This is a genomic window from Pseudomonas sp. HK3 (assembly GCF_052920985.1).
On sequence record NZ_JBREXD010000001.1, the window covers coordinates 225,231 to 240,891 of the forward strand.

Here is a 15,661-nt window from a genome sequence, read left to right on the forward strand (position 1 = left end):
ATAATCTTTATAAAAATAAAGAGCCCAAGTACTTATCTTTGCAACGGCTAAATACTTGGACTCTTCAAATTGTGATACTAGATTATGAACCTACTTGAATAAGCTCAACACTACCATCTTCATTCACTTCCGCAACATGACCTTTTGGCTCTTCAATAAATTGAACCGCCACCAAAATAACCGCCGCACACGCTGCAATCACAATAAAGAATGTACTGTAATCAACAAATGATAATACCGTTAAAAAGATCACTGCACCCACGTTACCATATGCTCCTGTCATGCCCGCTATTTGCCCTGTCATGCTGCGTTTAACCAATGGCACCATGGCAAATACCGCGCCCTCACCCGCTTGAACAAAGAAAGAACAACACATAGTGGCAATAACCGCCAATGGAATCCACCAGGTTCCTTCTATTTGGCTAAGCACTAAATAACCCACCGTTAAACCACAGATCAAAATAGATAGTGTTTTACGACGACCAAATTTATCGCTCAACCAACCACCACCAGGACGTGCCGCCAAATTCATAAACGCAAAACCTGATGCAAGTAAGCCCGCGGTTACGGCAGATAAGCCTTCAAATGTTTCTAAGAAATACAAAGGCAGCATCGATACAACCGCTAACTCAGAACCAAAGGTCACAAAATACGCTAATTGTAGGATCGCAACTTGCTTAAATTTGTACTGCTGTAGCTCAGGTACAGGTTGAGCAAGGTGCTCTTTGTTTGCATTAAAAATCTGTTTTGTTTGCACAAAGAAAAGCACCACTAAGCCCACATAAATAAAACTGGCTGCAAAATCATTGAGCAAACCTAGATTTTCTGGCGAGAGTTTCCACGTTAATACCGCAAGGGCGATATACATTGGAATATTCATAGCAAGATAAAAGTACAAATCTTTTTTACTACTGACCTGCAAGCCACCAGATTTTTTAGGTTTAAAATAAGTAGAGCCTTTTGGTGTATTACGTGCCACTTTAAAAAAGACCAAACCGTAAACAAATGCCACGACTGCTGTACAAATCAAGGCATAACGCCAGCCATTCTCACCACCAAACATAAGCGCAAGTGTTGGCATTAACATGGCCGCCGCCGCTGAACCAAAATTACCCCAACCACCGTAAATGCCTTCTGCTACGCCTACTTCTTTAGCCGGAAACCACTCACCCACTAAACGAATACCAATAACAAAACCTGCACCTACAAACCCCATTAAAAAGCGAAATAAAGCAAGCTGTTCATAAGTTTGCGACAATGCAAACGCGGTACACAAAACACCGGTTGCTAATAATAAGCCGGCGTACACATGCCGGGGGCCAAACTTATCAACCATCATGCCTATCACAATTCGAGCGGGAATCGTCAATGCTACATTCAAAATAAGTAAGGCTTTTACTTCTTGTGTGGTTAGGTCAAATGCTTCTTTTATAAACCCAATCAATGGTGCGTGGTTAAACCACACAACAAATGTTAAGAAAAATGCAAACCAACTCACATGCAGCATTTTTATTTTAGGCTCTTTGACCTTCAATAAATTCAGTCCAACTTCAGACATGTACAACTCCCAATCTCATAAGGTTTAAATTTAATTAACTCAATAGAGCAGGCATCATGCCAATACGATAAAACTCTAAAAATCCCCACTAAATCCCAAAAAAGTGCAGAGATTGTCTAACAATCACTATTGGAACGCCCAGAAAACCCAAATATGAGCACCAATTAAATCTTCCACGCCTTAATTAAGTGCGCATCACGCGCACCAAAAATACATGGATAAAGATTGATCTGCCCTTTTTTAGACCCTTTAAATCGCACCAAGTTAAACGTTTATGTTTAATCACGTTCGATTTTCGAATCAGGTTTGTGCATAACGTGTATTTTTCACTAACTTTTATGTGTTTACTAAATTTGGCATATGCGTTGCTCTAGCTAGTTATCGAATTAGTTTTAAATGAATAAAAATTTATCTTAACCTTAAAAAGGAAATCATCATGAAAAAAACATTATTGGCTACAAGCATTGCTAGCATCGCTTTAAGTTCATCTTTAAGCGTACAGGCACAAAGTTTTGATGAATTTGTGAAAAGCGGCAATGTTGATTTAAATTTTCGCTACCGTGTTGAAAGTGCAGATGTAAAAGGCGGGGCCGATGCTGCACTTGCAAACACACTGAAATCTCGCGCAACGATTAAAACAGGGAATCTATATGGCTTCTCTGCTTTGGTTGAAGGCGATAATGTGTTTCAACTAACCGACGATTTTTTCGATGGCGGCGAAAATGGTACCAAAAATACAGAATATGATTTAGTACTTGACCAAGAAACCACACAACTAAACCAAGCCTACTTGCAATTTGATGCCGGTGACACAAGCATTAAAGGCGGTAATCAACGCATATTACTTGATAACCAACGCCACATCGGTGGCGTCGCGTTCCGTCAAGATGAAGCGACTTTCGATGCCGTCTCTGTTACAACAAAAACCCTTGCCAATACCACTGTATTCGCAGCGGTTGCCAACAATCGCAACAACATCAAAAATGAAAACACAGAAGAATCCATCAGCTTACTTAATATGAAGTACAGTTTTGATAAAGATTTATCTGCCAGTGTGTATTACTACGGCATCACCGATGTCAACACACCCGACTCAGGTGTTGACCTAGATACCTTCGGCATACGCTCAACGGGGGCAATAGAAAGCATTAGCTTTGAAGCAGAACTGGCCACTCAGAATAAAACAACCGCAGGAGGCGGTGACTTTGATTCACTCTACTACCATATAAATGCAGGCACTAAATTAGGTGTCGTTAAAGCCACTATTGGCTATGAAGCCTTTGGCAGTGATAACGGCAAAGCCGCCTTTGCCACGCCGCTGGGTACTAACCACAAGTTCTTTGGCTGGAGCGATGTCTTTTTAACTGGCGCAGACAATGATGGTATTCAAGACTTTTATGCCAGCGGTGTCAGCATGGTCTCAGGCATTAAAGTGGTTGGTCAGCTTCACAACTTTAGTACATCAGAAAACGGGGATGCTCTGGGCAACGAAATTGGCGTTATGGTAGATAAAAAGTTTGGTACTTACGGTGCTAACCTAAAAGTCGCTCAGTATTTTGCGTCTAACTATGCAGAGAATAATTTAAATAAAGCCGATACAACCAAAATATGGTTAACCGCTAGCGCAAAATTCTAATCACCTGCAACCAAATAGTGAAATGGCAGCACATGCCATTTCATTATTACACTGTATCGATTATTTCATTATTAAAAAGGACGTTAAGATGAAAGCTCTTATACTCGTGCTAGCCTTTAGTTTAAGCGCTTTTTCGACACCTAGTTTTGCCGATATCAGCAGTTTATCTCAAGCTATCAATGAATCGGGGCGATTGCGTATGCTCAGTCAGCGCATGGCAAAAGCTTATTTACTTAAAACAATGGATATTCAGCCTGAAAAAGCAGAGCAACAATTTACAAAGAGTGTGCATAAATTTGAAAATAATCTTTTTGATCTAAATACGTTCTCTAAAAAAATTGGCTCATACGCTACCATTGAAACTAGCTTACAAATAATAAAGCAACAATGGTCGACCTATAAATCAGAATTAATTAAAAAAGAAAAACAATTCAATATCGATGCTCTTTTAGAATTAAGCGACAAAACTCTAATGGCTTGCGAAACGTTAGTAAGTGAGTTAGAAAAAATAGCCAAACGCGATAGCGCGCGCTGGGTCAATTTATCAGGCCGTCAGCGCATGCTCAGCCAGCGCATTGCTAAACTCTATAGTGCTATTAGCCTATCGGGCGATGTTCAACGTTATGATCGTTTACTTAAAATCACGGTGACCGAATTTGATCATGCCCTAACAGAATTGATCAACAGCCCAGACAACACCCACTTTGTTAACCATAAATTAAAAAAAGTAGCTACACAGTGGAATTTTTCTAAACAGGGTTTCAAAGTTCTCGATAAAGGCAGCAGCACGCCACTGGTCATATCAATGACAACAGAGAGCATTCTTCGACAAATGAACGATATTACCGCGCTATATGAAGAAATTGATCAAAACAAAAAAACGATTTATTAATCCTTTTTCGATGGACTCATAATCGAGCCTTGATTTTATGCACCATATCCTAGCACCGACCAAATACCCATCGCACCAACTTAGCTCAGTGATTTTTAAATCGCCCTTATATCTATCTCTTTAACCCATAATTTTGTTCATATAATCAATATTATCCTTTAAAAACAACGACTTAAGTTTATGGCACAGCCATTGCTAAACACTTATCAGATATGAACTTGTCCGCCTGTTTAACTCGGCATGGAGAGAGAGAATGACACATAAACAAAACCTCATCGTGATTGGCAATGGCATGGTGGGCCACAAATTCCTAGAAAGTTTGGTTGATCTTGAACAAGCCCAAAACTACAACATCACGGTTTTATGTGAAGAGCCTCGCCCTGCCTACGACCGCGTTTATTTATCATCTTATTTCACAGGTACAACCGCTGACGGTTTAAGCCTAGTCAGTGATGGTTTTTTTGAAAAAAATAACATTGCGTTAAAACTAAACTGTAAAGCAAACAGCATTGATCGCTCAGCTAAAATCGTCACTACTGAAGCCGGTGACACGTTAAGTTACGACAAATTAATTTTAGCCACTGGGTCTTTCCCGTTTGTCCCGCCTGTACCGGGCCACGAACGAGACAACTGCTTGGTTTATCGCACCATTGAAGATTTAGAAGACATCAAAGCCTCTGCCGCTAAAGGCAAAGTAGGTGTGGTTGTCGGTGGCGGCCTTTTAGGTTTAGAAGCGGCTAAAGCCTTGCATGACTTAGGATTAGAAACCCATGTTGTCGAATTTGCACCGCGCTTAATGGCCGTACAAGTTGATGAAGCTGGCGGCGCGCTGCTTAAAACAAAAATAGAAGAATTGGGCGTTAAAGTTCACCTCAGTAAAAATACACAAAATATTACCGACGGCGATGAATGTTTTCATAAAATGGAATTCGCCGATGGCGAAAGTTTAGAAACCGATTTAATCTTATTCAGTGCAGGGATTCGCCCCTCCGATAGCATTGCACGTCAAAGCGCACTTGAGCTTGGGCCTCGTGGTGGCATCAGTATTAACAACCATTGCCAAACATCCGATGAAAACATTTACGCCATTGGTGAGTGCGCGCTTTGGGGCGGCATGATTTATGGTTTAGTGGCGCCGGGTTACAACATGGCAAAAGTCGCGGCGCAGCATCTTTCACAAAGTGGCGATGCCGTGTTTGAAGGTGCCGATATGAGCACCAAATTGAAATTAATGGGCGTGGATGTGGCCTCTATTGGTGATTGTCATGCTCGTAGCGAAGGTGCATTAAGTTACGCTTACACAGATGAAGTGAATCAAGTTTACAAAAAGATTGTGGTCAGCGCCGATAAGAAATTATTACTCGGCGCCGTGATGATTGGTGACGCTGAAGACTACGGCAACCTATTACAAATGGCGCTCAACAACATTGAACTGCCTACCATGCCAGAAGCGTTAATTTTACCGTCATTAGACGGTGCCGCAAAACCAGTACTAGGAACAGATGCGCTACCTGATACCGCCCAAATTTGTTCATGCAATGATGTCAGCAAAGGTGCTATTTGTTGTTCCGTTCAAAACGGGGCACAAACCATTGGCGATGTAAAAGCCGCAACCTCAGCCGCAACGGCCTGTGGCGGTTGCACGGCACTCGTCACTCAAGTTATGAATGCAGAGTTAACGCAACTAGGTGTTGAAGTGAACACCGACATTTGTGAGCATTTTGCGCATACCCGCCAAGATATTTACAATATTGTTCGCATTGAAGGCATTAAGTCGTTTAGCGAATTATTATCGAAACACGGTAAGGGCCGCGGTTGTGAAATTTGTAAGCCATTGGTTGGCTCGGTACTAGCATCATGCTGGAACGAGTATGTACTCGACGACAAACACATTGGTCTGCAAGACACCAATGACATTTACCTAGGTAACATGCAAAAAGACGGCACCTATTCCGTTGTGCCACGTATTCCTGGTGGCGAAATTACACCCGATGGTTTATTGGTCATTGGCCAAGTTGCCAAAGATTATGGTTTGTATACCAAAATCACAGGCGGTCAGCGCATTGATTTATTTGGTGCCCAGTTACATGAGCTCCCTGCCATTTGGACACGCTTAGTGGACGCCGGTTTTGAAACAGGCCATGCCTACGGTAAATCATTACGCACAGTGAAATCGTGTGTGGGTTCAACTTGGTGCCGTTATGGGGTTGATGATTCAATGGGGTTAACCGTTGAATTAGAAAATCGCTACAAAGGGTTACGCTCACCCCACAAAATTAAATTTGCTGTTTCTGGTTGTACCCGTGAGTGTGCTGAAGCGCAATCAAAAGATGTGGGCATCATTGCCACCGAAAACGGTTGGAACCTATATGTGTGTGGTAACGGTGGCATGAAACCGCGCCACACCGATTTACTAGCACAAGGTTTAGATAAAGAAACGCTCATCAAATACATTGACCGTTTCTTATTATTTTATGTGAAAACCGCTGACCGCTTACAGCGCACCAGTGTTTGGATGGACAACCTCGAAGGCGGTCTTGATTACTTAAAGCAAGTGGTGATTGAAGATTCACTGGGCATGGCAGAGGAATTTGAAAGCCAAATGGCCGCGGTCGTAGACAGCTACCAGTGTGAATGGAAAACCACCATTGAGTCACCTGAAAAACTCAAACGCTTTAGTCACTTTATTAACGCTGACAAACCGGATGACAACGTACAGTTTGTTAAAGAGCGTGGTCAAATTCGTCCGGCCAGTGACACTGAACGCATGAATAAAGACAACTTAATCGCCATAAGCTAAGGATTGATCATGAGTAATTTTATCGACGTATGCGCATTAAATGATATCAATCTTGATACTGGCGTATGTGCATTAGTAAATGAACAACAAGTGGCGATTTTTCGCCCTGCTGCAGGTGATGGTGTCTTTGCCGTTCATAACTTTGACCCAATCGGCAAAGCCAATGTGCTGAGTCGTGGCTTAATCAGCGACGTAAAAGGCCACCTTACGGTTGCAAGCCCTTTATACAAACAGCATTTTCGCTTAGACACAGGCGAGTGCTTAGAAGATGAAACCGTGCGCATTGCCACCTATCAAACCAAGATAGAAAACAATCGCGTATTAGTGGCGGTGTAAACAGACACCTCCGAAACATTCAACGACTTAAACATGTGACGTTTTACTTTATTCCAAACGAAAACCGTAAAATGAAACATCGCTTAAGGTAGAGACCCCTTTTGGGTCACCGAATGCCTAATCCGGTGGCCCTTTTTTCTCGCCTTAACATAGTGACCAATATAAAGAGCAAAGCATGACAGCCAAATTAGTGATTATTGGCAACGGTATGGCCGGTGCTAAATTATTAGAAGAAATTATCAGTACCGAACACACCTATGACATCACTGTTTTTGGGAACGAGCCCTACGGCAACTACAACCGCATCATGCTTTCACCTTTACTAGCCGGTGAAAAAACCTTAAACGACATAATGATCTTTGATCGCCCTTGGTATAAAACCCATGGTATTACACTGAACGCTGGCACTGAAAAAGCCATTGTGACCATCGATAGAATCAAAAAATGTGTGATCACTCAAGACGGTGGGCGCACACCTTATGACCGCCTTGTGATCGCAACAGGTTCGAACCCGTTTATGCTGCCGATTGATGGCGTCGATTTAAACGGCGTGTTATGAGTTTTCGCGATATTCGTGATGTTGAGAATATGATCAACGTGGCAAGCCAGCATAAAAAAGCCGTTGTCATCGGCGCGGGTTTATTAGGCTTAGAAGCCGCTATGGGGTTATGTGGTCGAGGCATGGAGGTGACTGTTGTGCACAACAGCGACATCCCACTAAATCGTCAACTAGACCAAGAAGCCGGTGAGTTGCTCAAACACGCATTACAAACCCGTGGCCTGCATTTTAAAATGAATGCCAGCACACAATCGATTCAAGGTAATGTGCGGGTTGAAAAAGTCTGCTTTGCCGATGGCAGCGAACTAGAAGCGGATCTTGTCATCATGGCCATTGGGATTCGCCCCAATATTCAATTGGCCAAAGACAGCGGCCTATATTGTAAAAACGGCATCGTCGTCAGCGACACTCTACAAACCTATGATCCTTGCATTTATGCACTTGGCGAGTGCATTGAACACCGAGGCGATACCTTTGGTTTAGTGGCACCACTGTATGACCAAGCCAAAGTATTAGCCAATCATTTAAGTGAACATGGCGTTGCTCAATTTCAAACCTTACCCACAGCCACAAAATTAAAAGTCACAGGCGTCAATTTATTTTCTGTGGGGAATTTTTTAGGCACACCAAGCAGTGAATATTTATATTACCGCCATACCCAGCAAGGCATTTATAAAAAAATCGTGATTGAAAATAATCAAATCATCGGTGTGGTGTTATATGGTGACACCCAGGAAGGCCCGTTCTATCATTCATTGTTAGACGAGCAAACCAATATTGAATCCATTCGCCCTTATTTAATGTTTGGCAAAGCATTGTGCCAAGCTCAAAGTGACACCATGACCCAATCAAAAAAACGCGCTAACCATGATGAGGTTGCAGCATGAATGTCATTGCCTCAACCCAAAACAAAGCCCATACAACATTAACCACTAAACACACCACCTGCGCTTATTGCGGGGTAGGCTGTGGCATCAAAGCCAGCATAAATGAAACGGACCGTACGATTAGCATCACAGGTACTGATAATCACCCTGCCAACCTTGGGCGCTTATGCTCAAAAGGCAGCGCCCTTGATCAAACCATTTCATTAAATGAACGACTCCTTGAACCCAAAATAAACAATCAAGTGGTTAGCTGGGATCAAGCATTGGATAAAGTGGCCAATGGCTTTAGTGATATCATTAAACAGCATGGCCCTGACGCCGTTGCGTTTTATGTGTCTGGCCAGTTATTGACTGAAGATTATTATGTGGCCAATAAATTAATGAAAGGCTACATCGGCAGCGGCAATATCGACACCAACTCACGTTTGTGTATGTCATCATCGGTTGTAGGTCACAAGCGCGCATTTGGTACCGATACCGTCCCGGGTTGTTATGATGATTTTGAGCAAGCTGAACTAATTACGTTAGTCGGCAGCAACACGGCTTGGTGTCACCCTGTATTGTTTCAACGTATCAAAAAATACAAAGAAGCCAATCCCAATGTAAAAGTCGTGGTGATTGATCCGCGTCGCACCCAAACCTGTGACATTGCTGATTTACATTTACCATTAAACTTGGGCACTGATGTTTGGTTATTCAATGGATTGCTTAATAGTATTAACCAACAAAATAAAATTAATTCCGACTACGTACAACAGCATTGCGATGGCTTAAACGATGCCATAAAAACAGCGCAAGAAAGTACTGGCAATATTCAATCACTTGCCACCACACTTAGTATTAATGAAGACGATTTAAAACAATTTTATAATTGGTTTTGTCATACCGAAAAAAGCATCACGCTTTATAGCCAAGGCGTGAATCAGTCTAGTTCTGGCACTGATAAGGTTAACAGTATTATCAACTGCCACCTTGCAACAGGTCGCATTGGCAAACCAGGCATGGGGCCATTTTCTATGACGGGCCAACCCAATGCCATGGGCGGGCGTGAAGTAGGCGGACTAGCCAACACATTAGCGGCACACATGGATTTTAATGACGAAAACGTTAAGCGTGTGCAAACTTTTTGGCAGTCTCCTACCATGGCCACCCAAAGCGGATTAATGGCGGTCGATATGTTTGACGCTATTGACGCTGGTAAAATAAAAGCGGTATGGGTCATGGCGACAAATCCTGTTGTCAGCTTACCCAATGCCGATAAAGTAAAACGCGCATTAGAAAAATGTGAACTTGTGGTGATCAGCGATTGCATTGATCAAACTGATACAGGTGACCTTGCCCATGTAAAATTACCCGCCACTGGCTGGAGCGAAAAAGACGGCACCGTCACGAACAGCGAGCGCCGTATTTCTCGTCAACGCAGTTTATTTCCGCCTGCTTGCAATGCTATGCACGACTGGCAAATCATGTGTGACGTAGCAAAACGCATGGGCTTCACTGACGGTTTCAATTATCAAACCCAAGCGGATATTTTTCGTGAGCATGCTGCGCTTTCTGGTTATGAAAATTCAGAGGCAACGCAACACAAATTGCGCGACTTTGATATTAGCGGCTTGGCTAATATCAGTAATGATGAATATGAACACCTTGAGCCGATTCAATGGCCAGTGAATGCTGAGTTTCCAAAAGGACGTAAACGTTTTTTTGCACAAGGCGATTTCTTTACGCCTAATCGTAAAGCAAAACTGCTGGCTATCACGCCTAAATTACCCATTAACTTACCAACTAACGATTACCCGCTGCGCTTAAACACAGGCCGCATTCGTGACCAATGGCACACCATGACACGCACCGCGTTAGCGCCTCAATTAAATCAGCACATTAGCCAACCCTTTATTGAAATGCACATAAACGATGCCGCTGCACGTCACTTAACCGAAGGCCAACTAGTAACCGTAAAAAGTAAATGGGGCCAAATGTTGGCACCGGTAACCATTAACCAAAACCCTAAGCCCAGCGATATTTTTGTACCTATGCACTGGACCGCACAATTATCGCGCACAGGTCGAGTTAACCCTGTTGTTAATCCCGAAGTGGATGCCTTCAGTAAACAACCTGAAAGCAAACACACTCCCGTACAGGTCAATGCATTTGATGCAAACTGGTTTGGCTTTGTATTAAGCCGTAACCCAATTGATTGGCCTAATACAGAATACGTGGTGTCCACACAAGGCAACCAACATACTCGACTTGAACTTGCCCATAGCAAACCGATTGATCAACCTATTAAAACCATGATGGCATGGCTAGGCTTTGAAAGCCTTACACAAATCGAATCACAAGAACTTGAAATACTCAGCTACGAAGATGAAACCTCTGGACTATATCGCCTGGCGTTACTCAATAAACAAGGTCAATTAGACGCTGTCGCCATGGTGGCTCCGAACACCCAATTACCTGAACGCACTTGGCTTGCTAGTCAGTTTTCAAACGACATCCTCAGCGAACGTGCCCGTGCTGCACTTTTAAGTGGTTACGCACCCACAGGTGAAGATATTGGCCGCATTGTATGTGCTTGCTTTAGTGTGGGCGAAAAAACCATCGAAGCGGCCGTAAAGTCGGGTTGCTGCACGCCAGCCATGGTGGGTGACACGCTAAAAGCGGGGACTAATTGCGGCAGCTGTGTACCTGAGATTAAGGGGATTATTGCTAGAGTTAATATTAATTGAAACTAAGATTGAATTTGATTATCTCCCAAAATTAATTGATACAAGTTCCGATACTGAGTTTGAAATAAGTTTATATATTTATGTGTATGAACACAGTGGAAGCAATGGAAATTCAAGTACTAGCTGCGCATCAATCGCAAACCCTCACTGAGCATAGACTCTGAGAATGGGACTCTAACGCTCACAATTTTAAATAACCAACACACAAAGCTTCAAACGATTATCAATAAAGCCCGTGCTTATGTTTATGCCAAATACGTAAACATAAACACTAGTCAAAATGATAGATTTCTTGACAGTGGCTATATTAATTTAGTCAATTTAGAAAGCTCAGTAAACTCCATCGGTGACGCCTATAATGCCGATGACTCTACGGTAATTGTTGATATCAAATCCTTATCTATAGAGCTACCAGCAGAATAACATTCTCAATCCCCCCTGATTCACAGCCCCTAGCCCCTAGGGGCCAGTGGCGTTATAATTATCTAAATAATTTGTTAACTGTAACTAATATAGGATTTCACCATGAACTTCGATCAAATCCCAGCAGGCAAAGACGCGCCTGAAGATATCTATGTAGCAATCGAGATCCCAGCCAACTCAAGCCCAATCAAGTACGAAATCGACAAAGATATGGGCGGCGCGCTATTAGTTGACCGCTTCATGGCGACCCCTATGTTCTACCCAGCAAACTATGGTTTCATCAATGACACCCTAGCTGACGATGGCGATGCGCTCGATGTGCTTGTCATTACACCTTACCCAGTACAAGCAGGTTCTGTGATTCGTTGTCGCCCTGTTGGCGTCCTTAACATGACCGATGAAGCGGGTGGTGACGCTAAATTGCTTGCCGTGCCGCACACCAAAATAACCAAAATGTACGATGACATTCACGATATTAACGATGTCCCTAAGTTACTGCGTGATCAAATCGCTCACTTCTTTGAGAACTACAAAGACCTTGAAGAAGGTAAGTGGGTAAAAGTGGAAGGCTGGGGCGACGCAGCTGAAGCTAAAAAAGCAATTATTGACTCTATCGAAGCATACAATACAGCAAAATAATTCGTATTTGTTTTGATATAAAAAAGCCCGCTCAATATAGCGGGATTTTTTTTTCGATGATTATCAGAGATTATCTCAGCCACTTAACATAATGACGCGTTATGCTTTTGCGTAAGCAATGCGCTTAATATTAAGCAAATGCTCATAGCTGACATTATCACCGGTTGAACCGCCACCCTGAGTTCCGCACCCCAGAGTCCAAGATAGTTGCAATCCGTTATTCGCACCAATACAGCCTAATGTACCCGCACCGTTTACAAGCACACGACTCACATCAACACATTGCGCATAAGCCTTAACCAGTGATTCATTTTTGCTATGAATTATCGCGGTATGACCTGCACCTTCGTCGGCTAAAATCATTTTTGCGATATCCATTGCCTGCTCATCACTGTGAATCTTAGTCACCGATAGTACAGGCAGTAACTTTTCTTTTAGCAAAGGTGTATTGGCCGGCTGCCCTTGTGTTTCAGCCAAGATTAGCTTGATCGGATAATCCCGTTTTATGCCTACTTCATCACTTATATCTTGTGCACTTTTTCCGACAAAGCGGCTATCTAAATGATCACCATGAAACACCACATCCAATAAGGCATGTCTTTCAAAATCATTCAGCACAGCCGCGCCGGTATCCGTAGCATGACGTAAAAAATCACTGTAAATACTGGCGTCCACTAACAAATTATTTTCTGATCCACAAACAATGCCATTATCAAAGCTTTTACTGAAGACCACATCGTGTGCAGCTTTTTGCACATCGCATGTTTTCTCAATCCATACAGGTGCATTGCCTTTGCCCACACCAATGGCCGGTGTGCCCGACTGATAAGCCGACTTCACCATTGAAGGCCCACCTGTGGCTAAAATAAAATGCACATGCTCATGAGTCATAAACGCTTGAGTCAAAGCACGAGAAGAAGGCTGTTGAGAAGTTTGAATTAAATTAACAGGCAAGTTTAATTTTTTTAACGTATTTTGAATAATTTCGACAGTTTGATTACCAACGTTTTTCGCTTTTCGATGACTACTAATAACAATCGCGTTACGCGACTTAAGCGCAATTAAACATTTAAACGTCAGCGTCTCGACAGGGTTCGTTACCGGAATCATCGCAAAAACGACCCCCATGCTACTGGCTAGCCCTGTGGTGCCATTTTTTTGCTCAATGATACTGCCCACACCGGGTTTACCTTTTAAATCGTCAGCAACAGCAAGCGTCCCTAATTTAATTTTTTTAACTTTGTGTTCAAACACCCCCATCCCACTTTCTAATACGGTTAATTTGGCTAGATTTTCAGCTTGATTGTTCACCGCTTCTGCAATGGCCATGATGGCATCATCTATTACGTATTCAGATACGTTTTGAATACCACTATGAGCATCATTAGCCCCACTGACAATGAATTCGACTTCTTTAATCGGCGCAGTATTTAAAGCCGCGTTCGCCTCATTTTGTAACGCCACATTTATTTGTTTACTGAGGGTATTTAGAATCAGCGAATAAAAATTAGGCTGCTCTATTAGCAGTTTTTGTAGATCAAGTAATGATAATGTAATGAACTCAATGTCAGAATGGGCAATAACGTTATGCAGTGATGCTTGATCGCTTAGTAATTCTTTTGCTGCGATACAATCGCCAGCGCCAAACGTGGTCGATAACCGTGCTTTTCGATCAAGCTCTTTGTCATAAACCTCGAGTTGCACTTGTCCACTTAAAATATAAAAGCAATGGGAAGGTTTACTCCCTTGGGATAAAAGACAGTGTCCAGCCGCAACTTCTGAGGGCAAAAATCCATTTAATTGATCCAAATTTGGGCGAAAATTTAAAGTTTCCATCTTACTTTCCTTAGTTGAGCGCTGACTCTAATTGTCTTCGGCAATATAAGCATAAAATACTTGTAAGAACAAATCATTAGATTAGAATTGCTATCCATAAAGAAAAAGAATAATGAATAATAAATATTCTCAACTAGGAAGGTAAGATGGAACGGTTAAATCGGCGAGAAGTGGAACAAATACTAGGTATTTATCCCCCTTTTAAGATCAAGGACATGATAATGGACCTTGAGAACGAAGTTCTTGAGATTCAAATCGAAGAGATGGTCAACAAGTCCAGAGGCTTGTTTAGCAATACGCGACAACGCACTCAAAAAGTTCGTTGGCATCACATTAAAACCGGCCGCTTCGATACCATTGTTGAGATGCAAGCATCACACCAAACTTTTTCAAAACACCGTACCTTAAACCCGCCTGCGTTTATTGGGCCTGAGCACAGTAAATATACGTATCAGTTACAGCAAACCGTTTTATTAGCCGCCAGTAAGCAATTAAGTTCTGAAACAATCCATAGTTTAACCGGTATTGATCGCACACTCGTCAGCGAGATTATTTCTGATAGTCAAACAGAGCAGCAAGAAACCCAAGTACAAAGCCAGTTACCACTGCAAACTGACCCGGTATGGCGAAATATCATCAAACACGAAGTCAGCTTTAAAACCAATCTACCTTCTTTAAAGTTCCTACTGTCACGTTTAGAGTTGTCTTGTTTTAACAGCAAAGATGATCCTAGTGTTATGCAGGATGCAGTGGCAACGTTACGTCAATTTTTCATTAAAAACCGTACGCAGCTAAAAAGTGAATACGCACAAATTGGCGTTATAGAAACAAAACCCGTTGCAGCCAACGAGCAAACATCACAGTCACCTCAAAACAAAAAAGTAACACTGACAGTTGACCATCCCATTTGGCACAGCATCTTAAGTGGCGAAGTGGATTTATTATCTAAAAACACCGGTTTAAGTTTATACATCACCCAGCTAAAAAGTTTGTATCGTAAAAACGATATTAACCAAGATGAAAAATTTCAAATTGCCAAAGAACTACTGTCCTATCTTAAAAAGAATATGGCCAAACTTAGACCTGAGTTATTGTCTATTTCAAAAATGGTTCGTCAGTTAAATGAGCAAAATAATGATATGGAATTACCAAATAGCGAGCATGCTATTTGGGGTGACATCATTCAAGGCAAAATTTTTATCGAGTCTGGTCAAATGGCTTTAAAACTATTATTAGTTAAAGCACGTACAACAGACAATGACGCCGAAGCCCGCGAAATGATTCAACAATATTTTGTTCGTAACTTACGCTCGCTGAATAATGAAGTGAAGCAAATAGAACAGCACCTAGCGATGGCTAGCTGATT

General features: G+C 42.2%; 11 protein-coding genes. 9 read left to right on the forward strand and 2 right to left on the reverse strand.

Going from position 1 to position 15,661, the window contains the following annotated elements:
- Window positions 1–82 precede the first annotated feature (82 nt).
- On the reverse strand, window positions 83–1,558 hold the full coding sequence (locus tag ACU6U9_RS00990) for a NarK family nitrate/nitrite MFS transporter (protein ID WP_446733222.1): 1,476 nt from the start codon (window positions 1,556–1,558) through the stop codon (window positions 83–85).
- A 436-nt stretch (window positions 1,559–1,994) separates the two neighbouring features.
- Between ACU6U9_RS00990 and ACU6U9_RS00995 the strand changes: the two genes are divergently transcribed.
- The 8 genes from ACU6U9_RS00995 (at window position 1,995) to ppa (ending at window position 12,459) form a co-directional block, all read left to right on the forward strand.
- Window positions 1,995–3,194, forward strand: coding sequence for a hypothetical protein (locus ACU6U9_RS00995; RefSeq protein WP_446733223.1), 1,200 nt, complete (start codon window positions 1,995–1,997; stop codon window positions 3,192–3,194).
- Between the two features lie 88 nt (window positions 3,195–3,282).
- Window positions 3,283–4,086 carry a type IV pili methyl-accepting chemotaxis transducer N-terminal domain-containing protein gene (locus ACU6U9_RS01000; protein WP_446733224.1) on the forward strand — a complete coding sequence of 268 codons (804 nt, stop codon included), beginning with the start codon at window positions 3,283–3,285 and terminating at the stop codon, window positions 4,084–4,086.
- Between the two features lie 253 nt (window positions 4,087–4,339).
- Window positions 4,340–6,886 carry a nitrite reductase large subunit NirB gene (nirB, locus tag ACU6U9_RS01005; RefSeq protein ID WP_446733225.1) on the forward strand — a complete coding sequence of 849 codons (2,547 nt, stop codon included), beginning with the start codon at window positions 4,340–4,342 and terminating at the stop codon, window positions 6,884–6,886.
- A gap of 9 nt (window positions 6,887–6,895) precedes the next feature.
- The gene (gene nirD / locus ACU6U9_RS01010) at window positions 6,896–7,222 is read left to right on the forward strand and encodes a nitrite reductase small subunit NirD (RefSeq protein WP_446733226.1); all 327 of its coding nucleotides are present in this window, start codon (window positions 6,896–6,898) and stop codon (window positions 7,220–7,222) included.
- A gap of 175 nt (window positions 7,223–7,397) precedes the next feature.
- The gene (locus tag ACU6U9_RS01015; RefSeq protein WP_446733227.1) at window positions 7,398–7,781 is read left to right on the forward strand and encodes an FAD-dependent oxidoreductase; all 384 of its coding nucleotides are present in this window, start codon (window positions 7,398–7,400) and stop codon (window positions 7,779–7,781) included.
- Window positions 7,778–8,668 (forward strand): NAD(P)/FAD-dependent oxidoreductase, encoded by an 891-nt coding sequence (locus ACU6U9_RS01020; protein WP_446733228.1) that lies wholly within the window; start codon window positions 7,778–7,780, stop codon window positions 8,666–8,668. The genes ACU6U9_RS01015 and ACU6U9_RS01020 overlap by 4 nt, the downstream gene beginning before the upstream one ends.
- Window positions 8,665–11,397, forward strand: coding sequence for a nitrate reductase (locus ACU6U9_RS01025; protein ID WP_446733229.1), 2,733 nt, complete (start codon window positions 8,665–8,667; stop codon window positions 11,395–11,397). Before ACU6U9_RS01020 ends, ACU6U9_RS01025 begins: the two co-directional genes overlap by 4 nt.
- A gap of 525 nt (window positions 11,398–11,922) precedes the next feature.
- Window positions 11,923–12,459, forward strand: a complete 537-nt coding sequence (gene ppa, locus ACU6U9_RS01030) for an inorganic diphosphatase (RefSeq protein WP_446733230.1) — start codon at window positions 11,923–11,925, stop codon at window positions 12,457–12,459.
- 99 nt (window positions 12,460–12,558) lie between these two features.
- Here ppa and ACU6U9_RS01035 read toward each other — a convergent pair whose 3' ends face one another.
- Window positions 12,559–14,295 carry an aldehyde dehydrogenase family protein gene (locus tag ACU6U9_RS01035; protein WP_446733231.1) on the reverse strand — a complete coding sequence of 579 codons (1,737 nt, stop codon included), beginning with the start codon at window positions 14,293–14,295 and terminating at the stop codon, window positions 12,559–12,561.
- 221 nt (window positions 14,296–14,516) lie between these two features.
- Here ACU6U9_RS01035 and ACU6U9_RS01040 point away from each other — a divergent pair, with 221 nt between their 5' ends.
- Window positions 14,517–15,659, forward strand: coding sequence for a hypothetical protein (locus tag ACU6U9_RS01040; RefSeq protein WP_446733232.1), 1,143 nt, complete (start codon window positions 14,517–14,519; stop codon window positions 15,657–15,659).
- Window positions 15,660–15,661 lie beyond the last annotated feature (2 nt).

Bases quoted from the DNA above. Each gene is read 5' to 3' on its own strand.
- ACU6U9_RS00990 (WP_446733222.1), bottom strand. From the start codon at position 1,558: ATGTCTGAAGTTGGACTGAATTTATTGAAGGTCAAAGAGCCTAAAATA.
- ACU6U9_RS00995 (WP_446733223.1), top strand. From the start codon at position 1,995: ATGAAAAAAACATTATTGGCTACAAGCATTGCTAGCATCGCTTTAAGT.
- ACU6U9_RS01000 (WP_446733224.1), top strand. From the start codon at position 3,283: ATGAAAGCTCTTATACTCGTGCTAGCCTTTAGTTTAAGCGCTTTTTCG.
- nirB (WP_446733225.1), top strand. From the start codon at position 4,340: ATGACACATAAACAAAACCTCATCGTGATTGGCAATGGCATGGTGGGC.
- nirD (WP_446733226.1), top strand. From the start codon at position 6,896: ATGAGTAATTTTATCGACGTATGCGCATTAAATGATATCAATCTTGAT.
- ACU6U9_RS01015 (WP_446733227.1), top strand. From the start codon at position 7,398: ATGACAGCCAAATTAGTGATTATTGGCAACGGTATGGCCGGTGCTAAA.
- ACU6U9_RS01020 (WP_446733228.1), top strand. From the start codon at position 7,778: ATGAGTTTTCGCGATATTCGTGATGTTGAGAATATGATCAACGTGGCA.
- ACU6U9_RS01025 (WP_446733229.1), top strand. From the start codon at position 8,665: ATGAATGTCATTGCCTCAACCCAAAACAAAGCCCATACAACATTAACC.
- ppa (WP_446733230.1), top strand. From the start codon at position 11,923: ATGAACTTCGATCAAATCCCAGCAGGCAAAGACGCGCCTGAAGATATC.
- ACU6U9_RS01035 (WP_446733231.1), bottom strand. From the start codon at position 14,295: ATGGAAACTTTAAATTTTCGCCCAAATTTGGATCAATTAAATGGATTT.
- ACU6U9_RS01040 (WP_446733232.1), top strand. From the start codon at position 14,517: ATGGACCTTGAGAACGAAGTTCTTGAGATTCAAATCGAAGAGATGGTC.